The 21,872-nt window shown below is 46.0% G+C and carries 15 protein-coding genes and 1 riboswitch; of the genes, 11 read left to right on the top strand and 4 right to left on the bottom strand.

Annotation, left to right across the window (positions count from 1 at the left end):
• The first annotated feature begins 142 nt into the window (after window positions 1–142).
• Window positions 143–1,084: a thioredoxin-disulfide reductase gene (gene trxB / locus NSQ29_RS30755; RefSeq protein WP_042191901.1), complete on the top strand. Its 942-nt coding sequence runs from the start codon at window positions 143–145 to the stop codon at window positions 1,082–1,084.
• Between the two features lie 69 nt (window positions 1,085–1,153).
• Window positions 1,154–1,387 (top strand): glutaredoxin family protein, encoded by a 234-nt coding sequence (locus tag NSQ29_RS30750; RefSeq protein ID WP_042191899.1) that lies wholly within the window; start codon window positions 1,154–1,156, stop codon window positions 1,385–1,387.
• Between the two features lie 265 nt (window positions 1,388–1,652).
• Here the strand turns inward: NSQ29_RS30750 and NSQ29_RS30745 are convergent, their stop codons facing one another.
• Both NSQ29_RS30745 and NSQ29_RS30740 read right to left on the bottom strand, forming a co-directional pair.
• Window positions 1,653–1,853 carry a hypothetical protein gene (locus NSQ29_RS30745; RefSeq protein WP_042191897.1) on the bottom strand — a complete coding sequence of 67 codons (201 nt, stop codon included), beginning with the start codon at window positions 1,851–1,853 and terminating at the stop codon, window positions 1,653–1,655.
• 215 nt (window positions 1,854–2,068) lie between these two features.
• A complete protein-coding gene (locus tag NSQ29_RS30740; protein ID WP_341126857.1) occupies window positions 2,069–3,229 on the bottom strand; it encodes an ROK family transcriptional regulator in 1,161 nt (386 codons plus the stop codon).
• Window positions 3,230–3,605: 376 nt separating this feature from the next.
• Here NSQ29_RS30740 and xylA point away from each other — a divergent pair, with 376 nt between their 5' ends.
• The 9 genes from xylA to NSQ29_RS30695 all read left to right on the top strand — a co-directional run bounded on the left by xylA (window position 3,606) and on the right by NSQ29_RS30695 (window position 18,537).
• The gene (gene xylA, locus NSQ29_RS30735) at window positions 3,606–4,922 is read left to right on the top strand and encodes a xylose isomerase (protein ID WP_042131068.1); all 1,317 of its coding nucleotides are present in this window, start codon (window positions 3,606–3,608) and stop codon (window positions 4,920–4,922) included.
• Between the two features lie 251 nt (window positions 4,923–5,173).
• On the top strand, window positions 5,174–6,670 hold the full coding sequence (xylB, locus tag NSQ29_RS30730; RefSeq protein WP_076285492.1) for a xylulokinase: 1,497 nt from the start codon (window positions 5,174–5,176) through the stop codon (window positions 6,668–6,670).
• Window positions 6,671–6,887: 217 nt separating this feature from the next.
• On the top strand, window positions 6,888–8,675 hold the full coding sequence (locus NSQ29_RS30725; RefSeq protein WP_076285491.1) for a sensor histidine kinase: 1,788 nt from the start codon (window positions 6,888–6,890) through the stop codon (window positions 8,673–8,675).
• A complete protein-coding gene (locus NSQ29_RS30720) occupies window positions 8,672–10,216 on the top strand; it encodes a response regulator transcription factor (RefSeq protein ID WP_341126856.1) in 1,545 nt (514 codons plus the stop codon). Before NSQ29_RS30725 ends, NSQ29_RS30720 begins: the two co-directional genes overlap by 4 nt.
• 739 nt (window positions 10,217–10,955) lie before the next feature.
• Complete coding sequence (locus NSQ29_RS30715) at window positions 10,956–11,891, top strand: ABC transporter permease (protein WP_256716397.1); 936 nt, start codon at window positions 10,956–10,958, stop codon at window positions 11,889–11,891.
• A gap of 65 nt (window positions 11,892–11,956) precedes the next feature.
• Window positions 11,957–12,862 (top strand): carbohydrate ABC transporter permease, encoded by a 906-nt coding sequence (locus NSQ29_RS30710; protein WP_042131063.1) that lies wholly within the window; start codon window positions 11,957–11,959, stop codon window positions 12,860–12,862.
• A 146-nt stretch (window positions 12,863–13,008) separates the two neighbouring features.
• The gene (locus NSQ29_RS30705) at window positions 13,009–14,766 is read left to right on the top strand and encodes an ABC transporter substrate-binding protein (RefSeq protein ID WP_076285489.1); all 1,758 of its coding nucleotides are present in this window, start codon (window positions 13,009–13,011) and stop codon (window positions 14,764–14,766) included.
• A gap of 118 nt (window positions 14,767–14,884) precedes the next feature.
• Window positions 14,885–17,257: a glycoside hydrolase family 95 protein gene (locus NSQ29_RS30700; RefSeq protein WP_341126855.1), complete on the top strand. Its 2,373-nt coding sequence runs from the start codon at window positions 14,885–14,887 to the stop codon at window positions 17,255–17,257.
• Between the two features lie 140 nt (window positions 17,258–17,397).
• On the top strand, window positions 17,398–18,537 hold the full coding sequence (locus NSQ29_RS30695) for a transglutaminase domain-containing protein (RefSeq protein ID WP_042191876.1): 1,140 nt from the start codon (window positions 17,398–17,400) through the stop codon (window positions 18,535–18,537).
• A gap of 78 nt (window positions 18,538–18,615) precedes the next feature.
• Here the strand turns inward: NSQ29_RS30695 and NSQ29_RS30690 are convergent, their stop codons facing one another.
• Complete coding sequence (locus tag NSQ29_RS30690; protein ID WP_042131059.1) at window positions 18,616–20,094, bottom strand: amino acid permease; 1,479 nt, start codon at window positions 20,092–20,094, stop codon at window positions 18,616–18,618.
• A 201-nt stretch (window positions 20,095–20,295) separates the two neighbouring features.
• Window positions 20,296–20,501, bottom strand: a riboswitch (Lysine riboswitch).
• 103 nt (window positions 20,502–20,604) lie between these two features.
• The gene (locus NSQ29_RS30685; protein WP_042191874.1) at window positions 20,605–21,741 is read right to left on the bottom strand and encodes a virulence factor; all 1,137 of its coding nucleotides are present in this window, start codon (window positions 21,739–21,741) and stop codon (window positions 20,605–20,607) included.
• Window positions 21,742–21,872: the final 131 nt, after the last annotated feature.

The following is a 21,872-nucleotide window of genomic DNA, read 5'->3' as shown; positions in this document are numbered from 1 at the left end:
AAATTGTTCGCAAAATAGTTTCGGAACTTGGGAGTCTGGCATATTGACATATTTGCTTTCAGTTATCATAATTAACACTACATTATAATTATTTTAAATAAGAAGCGACGTCATTGCCGTTTAGCTCAAGGAGGACATAGATATGTATAAATCAATAATTGTTGGTACTGGACCGGCAGGATTAACCGCTGCTATCTATTTGGCTCGTGCCAATTTGAACCCACTAGTCATCGAAGGACCTCAACCCGGTGGACAATTAACCACAACTACAGAAGTGGAGAATTTCCCTGGATTTCCTGAAGGAATCATGGGCCCTGACTTGATGGATAATATGCGTAAACAAGCTGAACGTTTTGGTGCAGAATTCCGTACGGGCTGGGTGAACAGTGTAGAACTTGGAGAGCGCCCTTTTAAGCTGAATGTTGAAGGAATGGGTGTTCTTACTACAGATACATTGATCATTTCCACAGGCGCTACAGCAAAATACCTCGGTATCCCAGGGGAGCAAGATAACGTAGGACGCGGTGTGAGCACCTGCGCTACCTGTGACGGATTTTTCTTCCGTAATAAAGAGATCGTGGTTGTTGGTGGCGGAGATTCCGCACTTGAGGAAGCGGGTTTCTTGACTCGTTTTGCTTCCAAAGTGACTTTGGTGCACCGTCGTGGAGAATTGCGTGCTTCGAAGATCATGCAGGATCGTGTACGCGCTAATGTTAAAGTAGACTGGAACTTGAACCGTACTCCTCTGGAAGTGACTTCGAGCGAAAGAGGCGTCAATGGACTAAAAGTGCTTAACAATGAGACTGGTGAAGAAGAAATCATCGAAGCAAGCGGCGTGTTTGTTGCGATTGGCCACCACCCTAATACCTCTTTCTTAGGTGGACAGATCACAACCAATGCGGATGGCTATATCATGACGAACCCAGGCACTTCCGAAACTAATATCCCAGGTGTGTTCGCATGTGGTGATGTACAGGATACTCGTTACAGACAAGCGATTACTGCAGCAGGTAGTGGATGTATGGCAGCTATGGATGCTGAGAAATATATCGAAAGCTTGGAGCACAGTGCAGTTATTCTATAATTTGGTTTGAAAAATCCTCAATGCTACAATTGATATCATCACTGTATATCTTTTATAGGAGGTCATACCATGGAGAATGTAATTGTATATACCTCAACAAATTGCCCGCATTGCCGTCAGGTGAAGAGCTTTTTAAGCGAAAAAGGCGTATCCTACGAAGAACGCAATGTCGAGCAGAACGATGATTTTGCGCAGCAAGTATGGGACATGGGAGTGAGGGCTATTCCTGTAACTGTAATCGGTGAGCATAAAATTGTTGGCATGAACAAAACTCAGTTCGACAAAGCACTCGCGACTGTTTAAAAATATAAGAATTTATATGCTGCACAACTATAATATCCTTATATTTCTACGAAGAACCGCTGTCGTCTTAATAGGACGATAAAGTCGTTTCTTCTTGTTAAATAAGATTTGCGTAAGGAAATTGTAATGGGCCGCTTCCGATCAGGAGGCGGTCTTTTTTGAAATATATGAAAGTATAAAATGCTTGCGAGCTTTAGCATACAAAAAATAGTCTGGCGCATCTGTGCGCAGACTATTTTTATGAAAGTAGATCTAGAAGTAGAGTTTAGGTTTGAGTGAAAGATGTAATGAGCTGAAATAGTACGTATACAGCAGCGCCGCTGCCAATAAGAATAAATCCTGATTTCTTTTTAGCTTGAAAAAAACGGAGCACGCCGAGGCTGATCAAAGGGGCAATAATGAGCAGAAAAAGCAACACAGTGATGAACATCTGTGCCGAGATATCAGACGTATCAACATAGGTCATGGACTCGCTCTCCATTTCAAAAAAGGGGTTGTAGTGATAAATGTCACACTAGCTTGACCTTTATTATATAGGATTTCTGTTCTTTTTACTGCACTTTTGATTCACTCAAATGCGTCAATTTTACGTCAATTATTTCAAAATATAAGAATGTATATGTTCCACGCTATAAATTATTCTTATATTTCTCACATAAACGCTTCGCTTACCGTTATGGATTATAGGGTCACCCGAATATCGCCCAGGAAATGCATAACAGCAGAGAAACCTGCGCCGATCATCGTTCCACGGCTGCCGAGCTTAGAGAATGTAATTTCGAGTTGCTGCTTATGGTAAGGAAGAGTACGCTCAGCTACAACCCGACGCAGCGGTTCGCCTAGCCATTCTTCAGCCTCAGACAATGCCCCACCGATCACAATAAGCTCTGGATTGAAGCTATTGATTAGATTGGTCACCCCGATACCGAGATATTCACCCATCGTTGAGAAGTGATGCAGGGCGTCTTCTTGCCCGCCGGCTGCAAAGCGAACCAGCTCTGGCGTAGTATGGGCAGGGAGGGAGAGTTCGGGATTATCATAAGTTTTCTCAGAGGCATATAACTCCCAACAGCCACGACTCCCGCAACTGCAAGGCTTGCCTTGGGCTTCAATCGTCATATGTCCGGTTTCGCCGGCATATCCTCTTGCACCCTTGTACAGCTCCCCACCAATAATAATTCCAGATCCAATCCCTGATCCCGCACTGATGTAAAGGAGATGCCTTACCTCTCGTGCCGCTCCAAAGTTGAGTTCACCCTGTGCACCCGCGTTCGCTTCGTTATCAATGGTGACAGGAACGGAAAATTCAGCTTCGAGTATCGCTCGCAGCTCGACCATTTCCCAGCCAAGGTTGGGAGCGAAGAGTACAACACCATTTTCATCCACCATCCCGGGGACACCTACTCCGATGCCGACGATGCCGTAAGGGGATTCTGGAGCGTTGATAATCAAGCCTGAGATAAGTTTTTTCATTTGTTCCAGAACGTAAGGAAAATCATGGTTTTCTAAAGAGAAATCGCTTTCGTAAAGAATGCCCCCGCTCAGATCACATAAGACCGCTGTTAGCTGCTTAACCCGTAATTCTATGCCGATTACACTACCAGCCATCGTGTTAAAATGCAGCATTAACGGTTTGCGGCCACCGCTTGATTCCCCAGGTCCGACTTCAGTTACCAATTCTTGCGTGCACAGCTCGGCTACCAAATTGGACACAGTAGCTTTATTCAGTCCGGTCATCTCTGAGACCTTCGCGCGCGAGAGTGGAGAGTGTCTTCGAATGGTATGTAGTACAATCGATTTATTTATTTTTTTGACCAGCGCTTGGTCTCCAGTAACCTTCACAAATCACACATCCTTCTTAAATTATAAGAAAGTATAAGCTTCACGGTATACTTTCTCCTTATAATTCTCGCATAAACGCTTACCGTCCTTAAAAGGACGCTAAAGGCGTTTTAGCTTGGCATAGTTCCCATTTGTTGTATGCCACTTAGTCTAGAGTGATGTGCTGCAAATTGCAATACGTAGCGTCCAGAGGAAATTTTCCAACAGGGATCTCCTATATTTGGGAAGAGGAGAGAGGAGGCTAGACAGGGTCCCAAAAAATGGTCATAAAAAACTTATCAAAACTTTGTTTAACCAATATACAAAGTCTAAAAGATGTGTTAAGATGATCCTGTAAACGCTTGCGGGCGAAGCACAAATTGAGGAGGATTACACAATGGCTTATTTTGAGACAGTGAACAAAATCTCTTACGAGGGAAGCCGTTCCACCAACCCTTTCGCATTTAAATTTTACAATCCTAAAGAAGTCGTAGCCGGCAAAACTATGGAAGAACATCTGAAATTTGCAATGGCTTATTGGCATACATTAACTGCTGGCGGTTCTGATCCGTTTGGCGCTGAAACAGCAATTCGCAGCTGGAACAAATTGAACGGTCTGGACAAAGCTAAGGCTCGCGCTGAAGCAGCATTTGAATTTATGGACAAGATGGATCTGCCTTACTTCTGCTTCCATGATGTAGATATCGCACCTGAAGGCGCATCTTTGCGTGAATTCTACAGCAACATCGACACTATCGTTGATATCCTTGAACAAGGCATGAAGACTTCCGGCAAGAAATTGTTGTGGAATACAGCTAATATGTTCACTAACCCACGTTACATGCACGGTGCAGGTTCTACACCTAACGCTGATGTTTTCGCACATGCAGCAGCACAAGTGAAGAAAGGTTTGGAAGTTGGTAAACGTCTGGGTGCTAGCAACTATGTATTCTGGGGCGGTCGTGAGGGTTACGAAGAATTGCTGAATACAGATATGGGTCTTGAACAAGACAACATCGCTCGCCTGTTCAGCATGGCTGTAGATTACGCTAAGGAAATCGGCTTTGACGGTCAATTCCTGATCGAGCCTAAACCAAAAGAGCCTACGAAACATCAATATGATTTCGATGCAGCAACAACGATCTCTTTCTTACAAAAATACAACCTCGACAAGCACTTCAAGCTGAACCTTGAAGCTAACCATGCTACGCTTGCAGGTCATACTTTTGAACATGAGCTTCGTGTAGCTCGTATCAACGGCATGCTCGGATCGCTTGATGCTAACCAAGGTGATACATTGCTCGGATGGGATACAGATGAATTCCCAGTTAACATCTACGATGCAACACTTACACTGTATGAAGTACTCAAGAATGATGGTCTTGGCAAAGGAGGAATCAACTTTGACTCTAAAGTACGTCGTCCTTCCTTTGAGCCTGAGGATCTGTTCCTAGCACATATCGCTGGTATGGATACTTATGCAAAAGGCTTGAAAGTAGCTGCTAAATTGATCGAAGATCGCGTATTCGAAGATTTCGTTGAAAAACGTTACAGCAGCTTCAATGAAGGCGTTGGTGCGGACATAGTATCCGGCAAAGCAACTCTGGCTTCCTTGGCTGAATATGCTTTGAACAATGAGAACCCACGCCCTAACCAATCCGGACGCCAAGAATACCTGAGAGCTACCCTTAACCAATACATCTTGGCTGAGTAGTCTTTACAGGGAGCTTGAAGCTTAGGCTTTGAATCCAGTTTGAACAAATGCAACGGGGGTTGCTGAAGAGAGCATTCTTCGGCAGCCCCCTTTTTGTAGTAAAAACTAAGTGGATGCTTACGAAGTAAGTTTTACTCGAAGTAATTCAATGAAGCCTATGCTCATAAAACTAAGCAGGATGCTTTCGAAGCGAGTTTTATTCGGAGTATTTCAACGAAGTAAGCGCTCATAAAACTTTTAGGAGGTCAAAAATGAAATACGTTATAGGTGTAGATTTGGGCACTAGCGCAGTGAAGACTGTTCTAGTGGACCCACAGGGCAAGGTGGCTTTTGAGCATTCCGAGTCCTACCCGCTAAGCAGACCGCAGCCGAACTGGAGCGAACAAAATCCTGAGGACTGGGTAAAAGGCACGCTGGTCAGTCTTCGTCGTCTGATTGAAGTATCAGGCATAGACCCATCACAAGTTGATGGTCTTAGCTTCTCCGGGCAAATGCACGGATTGGTACTAGTGGATAAGGAAGGGCAAGTGCTTCGTCCGGCCATTCTTTGGAATGATACTCGTACTACTGCACAGTGCAGAAGAATAGAGAAGACGCTCGGAGCAAAGCTTATTGAGGTTGCTAGAAACCGTGCACTGGAAGGCTTCACACTTCCTAAAATTCTATGGGTACAAGAGAATGAACCTGAGGTATTATCACAAGCGTATCAGTTCCTGTTGCCAAAAGACTATGTGCGTCTCCGGTTGACCGGTGATTATGCGATGGATTATTCCGATGCTGCAGGAACGCTTCTATTAGATGTAGGTTCTAAAACGTGGAGTGCTGAAATTGCTGAAGCTTTTGAACTGCCGCTTTCCCTTTGTCCTAGACTGGTAGAGTCCTTTGAGCAGACAGGAACGTTATTGCCGGATATTGCGGAAGCGTCAGGTCTTTTATCTTCAACAAAGGTATTTGCTGGTGGTGCGGATAATGCATGCGGGGCTCTTGGAGCAGGTGTCCTTGGTGAAGGCCGGACGATGTGCAGTATTGGTACATCTGGTGTAGTTCTTTCCTATGAGAGCAACAAAGATTTAAATCTCGAAGGCAAAGTCCATTTCTTCAACCATGGTGAAAAAGATGCCTACTATATCATGGGCGTTACTCTAGCGGCTGGTCATAGCCTTACATGGTTCAAAGAAACCTTTGCGGCAGACAAAAGCTTTGATGAATTGCTAAGTGGAGTAGCTTCCATTCCAGCGGGTAGCGGCGGACTGCTCTTTACACCTTATATCGTAGGGGAACGTACACCTCATCCAGATGCGAATATTCGCGGAAGCTTTATTGGTATGGATTCAGGGCATACGTTGACTCATTTTACACGTTCTGTATTAGAAGGCATTACCTTTTCGCTACGTGAATCTATCGAGATTGTACGTGATTCAGGCAAAGAGATTACAGAAATCATTGCGATCGGTGGCGGGGCTAAAAATGAGGCATGGCTCCAGATGCAAGCAGATATTTTTAATGCATCCATCGTGAAGCTTGAAAGTGAGCAAGGTCCGGCTATGGGAGCGGCGATGTTGGCAGCTTACGGTAGTGGCTGGTTCACATCACTTAGTGCATGTGCAGAAGCTTTCATCCGTCCTGCGGATGTATATAAACCAGATCCGAAGCAAGCGGCGATCTATGACGGTTTATTTAACCTCTATCAGGAAGTCTACGGTCAGACCCGTGAACTGAATAACAAGCTGGCAGCGTACCGCCAATAATTAAGGACGCCGAAAGGTTTATGCTTGATATGTCTGATAAAAAAGGTCTTTCGCATATGGCGAAGGACCTTTTTATGACCATCTCGTTTATTGATCTAAGGATAGGCTGTATTCGAAGTTGTTGCCGTTCCTATTTTTCTTCTGTAAAGTATGGGGTATCTCCAGGGCAGCGTTAAACTCTGCATGAGATAGTGAAGGTTTCGGGGGGCGGAAGGCCATGTTCCAATGGATTGTTAAGCTGTTGAATGACATCAAAATCCGCAATAAGCTGTTGCTTGCTTTTTTACTCACCACGTTACTTCCGGTATTACTGGTAGGCGGTTATCTTACGTTTGAGATGAGAACCATGGCGTTTCAGAGCGCACTGGAACAAGCTTCAATTAACGTAGATCGGGTAAAGAAAAGAACAGAAGAAGTCATCGGTGTATCTCAAGATATCGCATATCGCTTGAGCAATGATGCACGGTTGAAGAGACTTGCCATACGTCAGTATGTTAGCACTTATGATGTGGTGGAAGCTTACCGCGATTATTCGGATATGCGTGAGTATCTAAGGTTGTATAAAGATATATCCAACATTCGCTTATACACTGACAACGCTACGCTGCTTAACAACTGGGAGCTGATCAATCCTTCACCTGAGATTAAGGAGAGCCAGTGGTATCAGAGAGCACAGCGGTACGATAGTCTTGTCGGTTGGGAATATATCGAAGATGAGCGTGATAAGCGGAATTATTTAAGTCTTGTCCGCAAAATCGAGCTGGAGGGCTCCAGTAAGATCGGTGTACTCGTTATTAATGTGAACAGTCAGCAGCTTGCATCCATTCTAAGCCAGGAATCTTTTGATACCATGATCGTCGATGATCAAGACAATATCATTGCAGCGAACCGGAAAGATCGGACAGGTAAAAAGCTGGTGGATGTTTCTTTTGACACGAAGCTCTTGGGTCAGGGAAGTGGAAGCTATGAAGCAGTAGTAGATGGCGAAGCTTCCAAAATTGTGATCGAGGAGCTTAAACCACAAGCCAGCCGAAATGCACTACGAATTATATCTGTTTTTTCGATTGAAAGTATAGTTAAAGAACCCAATCAAGTGATTAAGCTTTCGATTACTGTGGTTGCGATAAGTGTTCTATTGGCCTTTTTAATTATATATAGCTTCTCCTCGTTGTTTTCACGACGATTGCTGCATTTAAGCAGACATATTAACCGAGTCAGTACTGGGGATTTTGATACGACATTAAAGATTGATGGCAAGGATGAAATCGCCCTGTTAGCTCGTCAATTCAATTCCATGGTACGCAGCATTAATGATTTGATGTATGAGGTACAGGAATCCAATGCTCAGAATAGTCTGCTGGAACAGAAACAAAATGATATACGATTCAAAATGCTGGCCAGCCAGATTAACCCGCATTTCTTATTCAATGCACTAGAAGCGATTCGGATGGAAGCTCACATGAAGGGGCAAGTGGAAATTGCCCGTGTGGTACGTCTTCTAGGTAAAATGATGCGCAGTAACCTGGAGGTAGGCCGAAGTAAAATTTTGCTTAGCCAGGAATTAGAAGTGGTACGTTGTTACTTGGATATTCAGCAATTCCGTTATGAGGAGAGGTTGAAATATCAATTTACTGTAGACCCTGCCGTTGAATCTCTTTATATGCCCCCGCTTCTTATTCAGCCACTTGTTGAGAACGCAGTAATCCACGGACTGGATAATAAGATGGAAGGTGCATTTGTGACGGTGGAAGTTGTACAAGTTGGGGATCATGCTAAATTTACGATTACAGATAACGGAGTAGGAATATCTCCAATTCAGCTGGAGGAATTACTGAACACGCTTGAGCGTAAGGAAGAGCGTGAAGGTGAGCGAATTGGACTTCGTAATGTACATGACCGGCTAAAACTATCCTACGGCGCAGAATATGGGCTAACGATTGAAAGTAGACCTAATGTAGGAACGGTTATTTTCTTCTGCATACCAATGGAGGACAACAATCTATGATAAAAGTGATGATTGTCGATGATGAGCCGAAGCTACGGGAAGGACTTCGAAGTCTGATCCCATGGGAGAAGCTCGGTTATACGGTGGTAGCTACAGCAGCTAATGGCTTGCAAGCACTTGAAAAGTATCATACCTTCTACCCGGAGCTGATCGTTGCTGATATTCGTATGCCTGGAATGGATGGTCTGGAAATGATTAGTGAGCTTCGTAAAGAAGGCTCAGAAAGTCATGTACTCATTTTGAGTGGACATGCTGATTTTGAATATGCTAAGCGGGCAATTGGTTATCGGATCGACGGCTATTTGCTGAAGCCAGTGGATGAGGATGAGATGATCGTATGTCTGGAACAGCTACATGAAACAATCGAGCAGGAGCAGCGGTTCAGTGACTGGAATGAGGAGGAGCCCGCTCGCAATAGGGAAACTTTACTCCGAGCGCTTCTACAGCCAACCTCAGAGGAAGAACTGGAGGAGGACCTTAGCAGACATGTGGATGCGCTAGGACTCGATCAGGGAAATTATGAAGTCATTCTCATTGAGTTAAGAAAAACAGCTGGTGCAAATGATGAGGATCTCCGGGGAATCAAAACAGTAATGGAACAGCATTTTAGTAATCATCCTAATGCATCATTCTTTACATTGTCACAGTATTTGGGCATTCTCATGAAGGATCCGGACCAGAGCGCGAGCAAGCGGGAAGAATTATATAAGGGATTATCTGCAGTGATAGAACCAAAGGGTTACGACTTCATTGCAGTAGCGGGGGGAGTAGTACCTCGACCTGAAATGGTGGGAGAATCGTTTAATTCAGCACGTGAGCTGTTAAGACGTTCCTTCTTCTTCAAGAAGGGGATCATCATCAGTACAGATCCTTCAGGATTTCTGATGGAGATGAAGGAGAAGACTGAAGAGGATCAGGAGACGGAGAGTCGTCTGCTGCTTGCAGTAGAAACCGGAAGTCTGAGCGCGATTCGACCGATAGTGCTGACTATCTGTGCTGAACTTGTATCTGCGGCGGGCAGCGACGAATTGCGAATTAAAGAGACCTTTGTGAGACTCCTTAGTACTGTCCTGGCCCGTCTGGAGCCTACGTATCCGGAAATTCGCACCTATGCAGCAGAGCATTCCCCTCCAATAGGGGAGCTTTATCAAAGTTATTATTTGTCTGATTTGCAGGACCAGGCTGTCTCATTTCTCGAAGAAATTGCGGGTCAGATGACCAGTGGGCGTGGAAATGAAATTAAGAAGATTACAGAAATAATCAACCGTCGCTACAATGAGAACCTAAAGCTGGAGACCTTATCCGAGTTATTCTGCTACAACAGCGCTTATCTCGGTAAAATGTTCAAGAACACCACAGGAGAATACTTCAATACGTACGTGGATAAAGTCCGGATTGAGAAGGCTAAGGAATTTCTGACGCAAGGGATGAAAGTATACGAGGTGGCTGAGAAGGTAGGATATATGAACCCTGATTATTTCAACGCTAAGTTCCGTAAATATGTAGGAATCTCACCAACTTCTTATCGAAAAAGCATCTAAGGATGGTGTAGTGTTCTTGTTTGATATACCTGCGGCTGTGGATCAGATGTTTTTCTGACAACAGCCCGCAGGTCTTTTTTTTTTTCTACTCCCACCAATTGTACGTGGTGAAGTATTAATGTAGTTAAATAGACACCTGCTTAAGCTTATGCGGGTGGAGGGCTAATGCATTTTCATTAGAATCAGGGTTCTAAACATCTGCTGGTAAAGGAGCGAAGAGGGGTTTTTGAAACTGTAGAAGCGTTGAAAGCTTCTAATTTTAAATTGGTGACTGGTAGAAGAACGAAGAGGAATATTTGGAACTGTAGAAGCGGAGCGTTCGCCTTTATCCTCGGATTTCTACCGCGAGAAGCGGTTCAAATCAGGAAATCTGAGGATAACAGCGATCGGAAGTCCAAATATTCCGCGTAGTGGCTGGTTACCAGAAGCCTAGTTAGAAATTTCGAAGAACCAGCGATCAAAAGTTCGAACATTCCTCGTAGTGACTAATATCCAGCAAGCAAAGTGTTTTTAGGAGTCCAATTCAAAGAATAATGCAGACGCCAGCAGCATTAGCCCCCCTGTGTCGATGAGCCGAAATGAGAATTCACCCCGGACAAAAATCTCTAATTTTCACCTGATTTTAAGTCGAATTTATAGGGTACTGCAATCGCTTACAAAGTTTTAGAATTAAGGCATAGAGAGGAGGGGCTTTATGAAAGCGGACACAGTAACTGCTCAAATCCCGCCGGACACCCGAATGCGCAACAAAAAGCCTGCTTCAGGAGGACGGTTTTGGAGAAGCTTTAAGAATCAAAAGTATTTGTGGATGATGTCGATACCTTTTGTGATCTGGGCATTCGTCTTCAGTTATCTCCCATTATGGGGCTGGACGATGGCTTTTCAAAAGTACAAGCCCGCACGTGGCTTTTTTGAACAAGAATGGGTAGGTTTTGAACACTTTAAGACATTGTTCAGTGACTCGCAATTCCTTCTGGCGCTACGTAATACGCTGGCGATGAGTGGAATGGGCTTGGTCGCAGGCTTTATCTTTCCGATAACGTTTGCAATATTGCTCAATGAATTGCGTCTTGGATTTTTTAAACGTTTTGCTCAGACCGTCTCGTATTTGCCTCACTTTGTATCATGGGTGGTTGCAGCGGGAATTGTAACTAAAATGTTATCTAGCGAAAATGGTCTTGTAAACGATCTCTTGTTAACAATTGGATTTATAGATTCACCTATCCAGTTCATGGCTCAGGGCCATCTCTTCTGGGGAATCGTTACTTTATCAGATGTGTGGAAAGAAACCGGATGGAATGCGATTATCTACCTTGCGGCCATCTCGGGTATTGGACCTGAACTGTACGAAGCGGCCCGAGTAGACGGTGCCAGCAGGCTCCGCCAGGTATGGCATATCACCCTTCCAGGTATCCGGCCGACCATTACAGTGCTACTCATTATGTCGATTGGTAATTTGCTGAATATCGGCTTTGAGAAGCAATTCTTGCTTGGAAACAACCTCGTTACCGACTATTCTCAGGTGCTGGATCTGTACTCTCTGAAATACGGACTAGGCATGGCGAGATATTCCTACGGTACCGCGATCAATATATTCAACTCAGTGATCAGTGTAATCCTGCTGTTTACGATTAATGGAATCTTCAAGCGTACAACTAAAGAGAGCCTTCTGTAACACAGAGGGCCCTTCTAACAATCGTGGCAGCAAAATTGCCCTTTTCTTGAAAGGAGAGCGTTACAGTGGGAAATACAGCTATCACCGGAAAGTCGTGGTCAGACCGGATCTTTGACTTCATTGTATACTTTGTAATACTGTTCGTGGTTGTAATCACGATCTATCCGTTTCTGAACGTGCTTGCGATCTCGCTGAATGATTCAGTGGATAGTGTGCGCGGCGGTATCACCATCTATCCTCGGGAATTTACCTGGGACAATTACTTGAAAATCTTCAGTTTCTCAGGGCTGATCACCGGGTTTAAAATATCCGCTTTGCGGACAGTCGTCGGTACTTTGTTCGGTCTGATCAGTGCCTCGATGCTAGCATTTACGATCAGCCGTCCTGATTTTGCAGGCCGCAAGTTCGTCTCCACATTTTTGGCGATGACCATGTATATCTCTGGAGGAATGATTCCAATATACATGCTGATCAAGGATCTCCATATGATGAACAGCTTTGCAGTCTACGTATTGCCTGGATTGGTTAGTGCCTTTAATGTCTTCGTTATCCGCTCCTTTATTGACGGCTTGCCGTATGCACTGCAGGAATCGGCGAAGCTGGATGGAGCGAATGATTTTACCATTTACTGGCGTGTCATCCTGCCGCTGATGAAGCCGGCTCTAGCAACAATCGCGTTGTTCCTAGCGGTAGGTCAATGGAATGCATGGTTTGATACGTATTTGTATAATGGTTCAAGCCCTCATCTGACGACATTGCAATATGAACTGATGAAGGTTCTGCAGAGTACAACCAGTGGTAATGGTGGCGATTATCGCTCCAACATTGCTTCTCTAGCTTCGAATCAGGTTTCGCCAGAGTCTATCAAGATGGCGATTACGATTGTCGTAACCGTGCCAATTTTGTTGGTGTATCCGTTCATTCAGAAATATTTTGTTCAAGGTATGACACTTGGCGCTGTGAAGAGCTAATCACAGCTAACAGGGGAGCATAGTCTCCCCTAAGCTTTAAGAGTATTTTGTATCCGTTTTCTTTTCTTGTGGGAAGTTTTGGGATAAGTATTAACAGGATTTATCTGTGATACGATAGATAAACAATTTTAAGGAGGGTTTATGTAATGGGGAATAATAGAAAAATAAAAGCTAAAGCAACTGCACTTACACTTACTTCTATTATGATGCTCGGCATGCTCGCAGGTTGTGGTGGAAACAACGGCAATAACGCAGCTGGAGATGCAGCTGGAAATGCAACAAATAAGGGGAATGCGGCTAATTCGGCCAATGCGGTTGAGGATACTTCTCCGCTCACGATGACTTTCTTCAGTGCTGACCCTAACCCGAACTGGACAGGCATGCAAGATGAAGTAGGTAAAGTGATTACGGAAAAAACGGGAGTTACCTTGAATGCTGAATACGCGGTTGGTGACCCTGCTCAGAAAGTAGCGTTGATCGCAGCAAGCGGTGATTATCCGGATCTGATCAGTGCCAAGACCGACGTAAGCAAGCTGGTGGATGCAGGCGCAATGCTTGATCTGACAGATCTGATTGAAAAATATGCTCCGAACATCAAAAAAGTATTAGGCGAAGAAGGCATGAAACGCTCACGCTACAGTGACGATGACCACGCGATCTATGCTATCCCTACGTATGCAGGTGTGGATAACAAATACTTTGATGCAGGCGGCGGATTTGAACTACAGCACCGTGCTGTTAAAGAAGCGGGATATCCTGCAATTAAAACTGTCCAAGATTATGAGAACGTAATCAAGGCTTACCTAGAAAAACATCCAACCGATGAAAATGGTAACAAAAACATCGGTCTGACCTTAAATGCAGATGATTGGTACATGTACATTACAGTAACTAACCCAGCATTCACTACTACAGGCTCTCCTGATGATGGTGAATATGCAATCGATATCGACACACAAGAAGTAACTTATCACTTCCGTCGTCCTGCTGAGAAAGAATATTTCCGCTGGCTCAACCATATGAACGATATCGGATTGCTTGACCCGGAAAGCTTCGTTCAAAAGTATGATCAGTACAAAGCTAAAATCGCTACCGGCCGTGTTATTGGTTTGATCGACCAAGACTGGGGTTATGGCGATGGAGAAAGAGCATTGAAAGCTGAAGGTAAGCTGGATCAAGGATACGGACACTATCCAGTAACCCTGTCTGAAGAGTACAAAGAAACTTCCTTCTGGCCTACAGGCTTTATGGGTGGTAACGGCATTGGGATCAGTGTAGATGCTAAAGATCCGGTACGTGCAATTAAATTCTTGGACTACTTAGCGTCCGATGAAGGTCAAGTATTGGTTAACTGGGGTATCGAAGGCAAGCATTACAACGTAGTTGACGGCAAACGCGTCATTCCTGAAGATGTGAACAACCGTAAATATAATGACACTACCAATTTCCAAAAAGAAACAGGACTTGGCAATGTCGGATCAAACTACGCTCTGCTTAGCGCTCACTATGGTGACGGCGTATTGGATCCAACTGGAAACTACTATACCACTCGTTTCCCTGAGCAAGTAACAGTAGGCTACAATGCGGTTGAAAAAGAAACACTTGCTGCTTATAAAGCAACAACTTGGAAAGACCTCTTCCCAAATGAAGATGAATTCAAAGTTAAACCTTGGGGCGCGGCATGGAACATCACGATTCCTGGGGATAGCGAAATTGTCGTTCTCGACAACAAGCTGAAGGATATCAGTTGGAAACGGATTCCTGAAGCCATCTTGTCCAAACCAGCTGATTTCGACAAAGTTTGGGATGCTTACATGGCTGAACTGGATAAAGCTGGTGTGACGAAAGCTGAAGATTTACGTGAAGAGCTGGTTAAACAACGCGTGAAACTTTGGAATGAGTAATTATTCCTGGAACACGGCTAATAAAATAAAAGCATGAAGATGGCGGGAAGTCCGAACGAAAGTCCGGGCTTCCCGCCAATTTCTTTTCATCTGTAATTATAGGATAGGAGGAATATACGTGGGAGAAAGTAAGAACACTGGGGTTCATGATCTCTGGTATAAGCAGCCGGCGGCTGAATGGGAAGAAGCACTGCCCGTGGGTAACGGCCGTTTAGGCGGTATGATCTTTGGCGGAACGGAAGAAGAACTAATTCAACTAAATGAAGACACCTTATGGTCGGGATTTCCGCGGGATACAGCTAATTATGAGGCGCTGCGCCATTTGACTCCGGCCAAACAATTAGTGGCAGAGGGGAAATACAAGGAAGCGGAAGCACTGGTAGATTCCAAAATGTTAGGCAGACGGACTGAATCCTATCAACCGCTCGGAGACTTGCGAATGAAGTTCAATCTTGGTGGTCCTGTAGAGGATTATCAGAGGGGGCTTGATTTGGATCAAGCGCTTGCTACGGTATCCTATACTGCTGGGGATGTAAGGATTGTGCGCGAAGTTTTGGCCAGCAGACCAGATGAACTTATAGTCATTCATATCCGTGCAGAGGGGAAAGAGGGGCTGGGTATTTTGCCGGATTTCTCAGTGGCTCTGACTTCGCCGCATCCTTTCCGACTAGAGATCACTTCGGATGGCGCGCTGATGATGACCGGTCGTGCTCCATCGCATGTGGCTGATAATTATGTAGGAGATCATCCGCGTGCCGTATTATACGAAGAGGGGCTTGGCATAAGTTTTGCCGCTGCAATGGAGATCCGTACAGATGGCGGCAAATGTAATGCTGAGAACGGCATGTTGTCGGTTTCAGGTGCGCGCTCCATTACGATCCGCCTAGCTGCCGCAACCGATTATGCCGGGTATGACCGGATGCCAGGAAGCGGCGGTAAGCTACCTTCGGAGTTGTGCCTAGAGCAATTGGCTTTGTCCTCTAATGGATATGCAGAGCTGAAGCAGCGCCATCTAGAGGATCATCAGTCCTTGTTCCGCCGCGTGGAGTTGACGCTTGCACCTTCGTCCTCCCGGATAGAGCTTCCCACGGATGAGCGACTAGCACGGTACCAGGAGGGGCAGGCAGATTCTGCGCTAGAAGCGCTGCTGTTCCAGTATGGCCGCTACCTGATGATTGCTGGCTCACGGCCGGGGACGCAAGCTCTGAATTTGCAAGGGATCTGGAATCCCTATCTCCAACCGCCATGGAACAGCAATTATACGACTAATATAAACACTGAAATGAATTATTGGCCAGCCGAGTTATGCGGGTTGGGTGAATGCCATGAACCTCTAATCGATTTTATTACGGAGCTTAGTGTGGCTGGCAGCCGTACAGCAAATATTCATTATGGCGCACGTGGCTGGACGGTGCATCATAATACAGATTTGTGGCGTATGACGTCTCCGTCAGACGGCAAGGCGATGTGGGCATTTTGGCCAATGGGAGGAGTTTGGCTCTCTCGCCATTTGTGGGAGCGTTACGCTTTCCGTCCAGATGAGGAATATTTGCGCAACACAGCTTATCCTTTGTTAAAGGGAGCTGCGTTATTTTGTCTGGATTGGCTGGTAGAGCTGCCTGATGGAAGATGGACAACGGGTCTGTCTACCTCACCGGAGAATGTATTCTTGACTGCTGATGGTACGCCATGCAGTGTTTCAGTTGGCTCAGCTATGGATTTATTGCTGATCGCTGAACTGTTCAAGCATTGCATTCAGGCTGCTGAGATTTTGAATACCGATGCCCAGCTGAGGCAGGAGCTACGCCAGAAACAGGAACGACTCGCTCATCCTGGGATTGCACCGGACGGACGTATTCGTGAATGGAATGAGGATTTTGCTGAACAAGAGCCTGGGCACCGCCATGTCTCTCATTTGTATGATTTATATCCCGGGAATGTAATTAGTCCTTCCTCCACACCAGAGCTAGCAGAGGCGGCAGCGTTATCGCTTAAGAAGCGCTTGGAAGGCGGGGGCGGACACACGGGCTGGAGTGCAGCCTGGCTACTTAATCTATATGCGCGTTTGAAGGATGGCGAGAATGCGTATAGCTGTTTACGTCGTATTTTGCAAGATTCAAGTCTGCCGAATTTATTCGGTAATCACCCTCCATTTCAGATTGACGGTAACTTCGGAACTACGGCCGGAGTTGCTGAGATGCTCTTGCAGAGTCATCAGGAAGGGCTTGAATTATTACCCGCTCTTCCAGAAGAGTGGTCTGAAGGAAGTGTGAAAGGCTTGATAGCCCGAGGCGGCTTTATCACAAATATAGAATGGCATGAGGGACGCTTAACGAAGGCGGAACTGACTTCGACGCATGGACAAATATGCAGAATTTACAGTCACCAGCCTTTGCTCATTCAAAGTCCCGATGGTTCACGAATAGGAATAGAGATGGAATTTGAAACCGTTATAGGAGAGACCTATATCATTACACCGCAAAGCGAATAAAACACATCGTTCTAGCATATAGGCTGTTCTCAGAGTAGAATTATTCTACGGGGAGCAGTCTTTTTTTGCCTAAATGCTCATTATCTATTAAATGGTAGGGTTCATTACAAGTCTATAGGAGCCGGAGGAACGGAATATATATGTGGAAAAAACGCTTCACATTAGTAAAGATCATTCTGGGAGGAGTGATTATATTCGCTGCTATTCCACCGATGATTTATTGGGGCTGGGGTCATGCTTATGCGGCTTCGAGTTCACCCACCCTTCGTTCTGTAAATGAAGTAGCGCAGAAGCTAACGGGTGCAATGAACAACCGCAGGGAGACCATTACTTTTACTTATGAGAGCAAAGCTTCAAATTTGAAAACGAAAATACAAGCGGCTCTGGATCAAGCGATGGCTAGTGACCCTTATTTGTATTACATTATAGACAGCTACGGATATACTTATCGAGGAAGCGCAAGCTCTGTAAAAGTTACGGTGGAAGTGAAATATTTGGAGACGCTGGAGCAGACGGCTTTTGTAAACAAAGAAGTGAAGGCTGCGCTGAAGAAGATCATAACGCCGGGCATGAACAATCATCAGAAGGTGAAGGCTATCCACGATTGGGTTGTGCTTCATCTGAAGTATGACACTTCGTATCGTAAATATACGGCTTATGAAGGATTGAAGAGTGGCAGCGCCGTTTGCCAAGGGTATTCGCTGTTGACCTATAAGCTGTTAAAGGAGGCTGGATTCACGAATAAAATCGTTGAGGGTACAGCCAAACAGCCTGGAGGACGTAGCCAGTTGCATGCCTGGAATCTTGTGCTGTTAGATGGACGGTGGTATCATCTCGACACGACTTGGGATGACCCGACACCTGATAAGGCAGGTGTGGTTAGCACAGCCTACTACTTGAGAACGGATGCGCAGATGCGTCAGGACCATAGCTGGACGAAGTCTTATCCGGCAGCTTCTGTAGGCTATCATAAGACCTTGTCTGCGCTTGTGGAGCGTGGAGGACAGAATGCGGTTGTCTATAAACAGCTTCAGAAGGATCTCAATTATGAGCTATATGCCGAGGAGCTAATTGTACGTTCGGTAGGAGATCTGACTCGGCTAGCGAATAAGGCAATTGCCTCCGGTGAGGTGTCTATATTATTCCGTTATCAAGGGAGTGGGACCAAGCTTAAGAATGACCTGCAGGAGCTATATAAGCTTGGACTAGAGGATGTATCTTACTCCAGTTCTGCTTTTGACAATACGGGCGATCTCAAAGTGTTTGTGACTTGGGAATAGAAGGATAACCAAAAAGGACATCCCATAAGCCTAAATGGCTACGGGACGTCCCTTTTTTGTTTTTTTACCGGGTCTATTTTATTCTGGGTGAGTACTTAGGTCGCATTTATCCAAAGGAATAATATTACTCTTCCGGAACCAGCGATAGCCGACCCAGATCAAGACAAACAGCGGCAAGCTGATATAGGAAACGGCGATACCATACCAGTCGATATTTCCACCTGAGAAGGCGCCCATATTCTGACCGAGGATAGCTACAATACAAAGTCCTAAAGCAAAGATAGGTCCGAATGGGAACCATCTAGCTCGGTAAGGTAGTTCATCTAGCGAATGCCCTTGTGCAATAAAAGCACGTCTGAAACGGTAATGGCAGACCGCAATACCCAACCAGTTAATAAATCCGCACATACCAGAGGCGTTCAGTAGCCAGTTATATACGGCACCGTCACCAAAGAATGAAGCGAGAAAGGCGAGCATTCCGACAGCCGTAGTTACTAGCAAAGCGCCAACAGGGACACCACGGCGATTGAGCTTACCCAGTGCGCGCGGAGCCATGCCATCCTTAGCCATTGCATACAGGACACGGGTGGAAGCATACATTCCTGAGTTCCCTGCCGACAGTACAGAGCTGAGAATGACGGCATTCATTACGGATGCAGCAATTGCAAGCCCGGCTTTATTGAACACGATCGTAAACGGACTGACTCCGATGTCATCGATGCCTCCACGCAGAAGATCTGGATTCGTATAAGGAATCAACATTCCGATTACAAATATAGCAAGGATATAAAAGATTAATATACGCCAGAATACTTGGCGGATCGCAATTGGGACGTTGCGGCGTGGGTTCTCGCTCTCACCAGCAGCAACGCCGATTAGCTCGGTACCCTGGAAGGAGAATCCGGCTGCCATAAAGACCCCGACGAAGGCGAAGAAGCCACCGTGGAAGGAGCTGCCCCCGATTTGGAAGTTACTGAAGCCTACGGCTTCTCCACCCATAATGCCGAATATCATGAGGACACCGACAACGAGGAAGGCGATAACGGTAATGATTTTGATAATGGCAAACCAATATTCTGATTCCCCGTAGCCACGAGCAGATAGGAAGTTTAGGCCGAACATCAGCAGTAGGAACACCAGACTCCAGAGAAAGGAAGGGCTGTCCGGGAACCAATATTTAATGATGACGGTAGCCGCTGATAGCTCTGCTGCAATCGTAACCGCCCAGTTATACCAGAAGTTCCAGCCGATGGCGAAGCCAAAGGCGGGGCTGACGAAACGAGTGCCGTAGGTACTGAAGGACCCGGAGTCCGGTAAATAGGTGGCGAGCTCCCCAAGACTAGTCATGAGAAAATAAACCATTACACCCACAGCCGTATAAGCTAGAAGCGCTCCACCAGGTCCTGCTGAAGCGATCGCGCCGCCACTGGCTAGAAACAGACCCGTTCCAATAGATCCGCCAAGCGCGATCATGGTCAAATGTCTTGCTTTGAACGATTTTTTTAGCGCAGGCTGATTTATGTTGCCTTGCGCTGGGTTTTGCTGATTGCCCTGCATGAATATGACACTCCTTATGATCTAATCTTACTGTTCATGAACGGGGAGTGCTGAGCTGCTGACTCCCGCAAGGCGGGAGGTATACTTCGTGATTTCCAGAAGGTTATGGATGACTGTACGAAACATACAAATTCTGTAAACGCAAAGAAGCCGCAAACTATGTCTGCGGCTTCCATCTATACAGCTCCGCATCATACTCCCTGTGAAGATAGCGCAACACACTGCAGTCTGCTATTTACGCAGGCTGTACAATGTGACAGTTCCGTGCCTTTCGGCAACGGCCCCAGCCTGCACCGCTGTAAGAGCTACAGCGCAAGCTTCGGCGGATATTCCTTTCGGCGTGATTCATAGACGGCTCTAACGTCTCCACACGCGTACTCTTTATATCCGCGACCTCTACCTCATCTTAGTATGACGAGGCTATCTTTACTTCATTCATTTATAAACAACAGGAATTAGTATAAAGCAAGTTTACTTCTCAAAGCAATGACAAAATCAGGTACTTCCATGTTAATTACGACGGCGTTCTGACATCTGTTGCCATACGGTGCCTGCTGCGGCTTCACCTGAGGCGATACGCTCCAAAGCCATCTTGGCCTGAAGGCCAACCTCGAACTCTGGATCATCTGCTGCAAGTGTGAGTGCATCTTGAGCTTCGGATGTGCCAACTTCATAAAGAAAACGAGCTGCGCGCCAGCGGACAAGCTTGCTCTTATCTGTTAGCGCCGCCGTCATCACTGGCGTGGCGGCAGGATCGCCGATGTCGGATAGCGTATCGCCAGCCGTACGTCTTACGGCTGGGGCGCTGTCAGCCATCGCCTCATAGAGCAGCTCCATCGCCTCAGGCGTGCGAAGGTCGCCTAGATACACGACCGCAAGCCTGCGAATATGCAGCTTGGGATCGTGTAGCGCCGCCTTAAGCTCCGGCAGGAGCTCCGCCGTCGGCGTAAGATCCTCTAGCGCGGCGTAGCGCACGCGCCAATCCTCATGCTTCAGGTCTCGCAGCAGCTCATCCTGTGTGCGAGTTCGTCTCTGCTCGACGAACTCACCTTCGGCTCCGTGCGCAATGGCTTGCTGCACGAGGGAGTCGAGGCGTTCCTGCGGATACGCTGCCTCGATCTCTTGCTCGACCTCGCGCGCAATGTCCGCGGGCTCGCCATAACGCACGCCGTAATCAGTGAGCTTGCGCTCTTTGATCATCACGGCGCTAGCCACATCCATAACCGCTTTAGTAAAGCGGTTAGCTAAGGATATGCGCTCTTCATTCGCGCCCGTTTTGACGCGGATTTGCATCGGAATTCCGCGGAATAATTGGACGAAGACTTGCGCTTCCCCAAAATGAGCACCGGCATTCTCGTCAGCTAGGCTCCAATCTCCAGTTACACCTTCGCTGTTAGCGAAGCGGCTTTGAACTTCTCTTAGAATGGCTGCCCAATCGGCATTGCCTTTGCGCTCAAGTGCTGCGAAGTCAGCAGCATGATAAATGCTAATAACGCCCGGTATCGTTAACATTTCACGTGCCCAAGCAGGTGCGGAACGCTCGCTTTCTGGAGTATAGGTTCTGCGAATTCCGGGTTCTAAACTTTCGTCCAAATGTAGCTTCATCGTATTTGGACTTGGAGTCGGTTCAATAAAAGTAATCTTCATACGTAGCTCCCCCTTGAACGGTATATGCACCGCCATACTTTATACACATATTATCTCATTTCTGGTGTGAAACCAAAAGAACTCTTCTATTATTTCGCTAAAGTCTGCAATTGTGAGGAATAAAAGGGCGA

This window comes from Paenibacillus sp. FSL F4-0236, from assembly GCF_038000135.1.
Classification (GTDB): domain Bacteria; phylum Bacillota; class Bacilli; order Paenibacillales; family Paenibacillaceae; genus Paenibacillus_AQ.
The sequence above is the reverse complement of the archived record's forward strand: the minus strand, read 5'-3'. Positions and strand labels throughout refer to the sequence as shown.

Bases quoted from the DNA above. Each gene is read 5' to 3' on its own strand.
- NSQ29_RS30695 (WP_042191876.1), top strand. From the start codon at position 17,398: ATGTGGAAAAAACGCTTCACATTAGTAAAGATCATTCTGGGAGGAGTG.
- NSQ29_RS30725 (WP_076285491.1), top strand. From the start codon at position 6,888: ATGTTCCAATGGATTGTTAAGCTGTTGAATGACATCAAAATCCGCAAT.
- NSQ29_RS30720 (WP_341126856.1), top strand. From the start codon at position 8,672: ATGATAAAAGTGATGATTGTCGATGATGAGCCGAAGCTACGGGAAGGA.
- NSQ29_RS30745 (WP_042191897.1), bottom strand. From the start codon at position 1,853: ATGACCTATGTTGATACGTCTGATATCTCGGCACAGATGTTCATCACT.
- trxB (WP_042191901.1), top strand. From the start codon at position 143: ATGTATAAATCAATAATTGTTGGTACTGGACCGGCAGGATTAACCGCT.
- NSQ29_RS30690 (WP_042131059.1), bottom strand. From the start codon at position 20,094: ATGCAGGGCAATCAGCAAAACCCAGCGCAAGGCAACATAAATCAGCCT.
- NSQ29_RS30685 (WP_042191874.1), bottom strand. From the start codon at position 21,741: ATGAAGATTACTTTTATTGAACCGACTCCAAGTCCAAATACGATGAAG.
- xylA (WP_042131068.1), top strand. From the start codon at position 3,606: ATGGCTTATTTTGAGACAGTGAACAAAATCTCTTACGAGGGAAGCCGT.
- NSQ29_RS30715 (WP_256716397.1), top strand. From the start codon at position 10,956: ATGCGCAACAAAAAGCCTGCTTCAGGAGGACGGTTTTGGAGAAGCTTT.
- xylB (WP_076285492.1), top strand. From the start codon at position 5,174: ATGAAATACGTTATAGGTGTAGATTTGGGCACTAGCGCAGTGAAGACT.
- NSQ29_RS30750 (WP_042191899.1), top strand. From the start codon at position 1,154: ATGGAGAATGTAATTGTATATACCTCAACAAATTGCCCGCATTGCCGT.
- NSQ29_RS30705 (WP_076285489.1), top strand. From the start codon at position 13,009: ATGGGGAATAATAGAAAAATAAAAGCTAAAGCAACTGCACTTACACTT.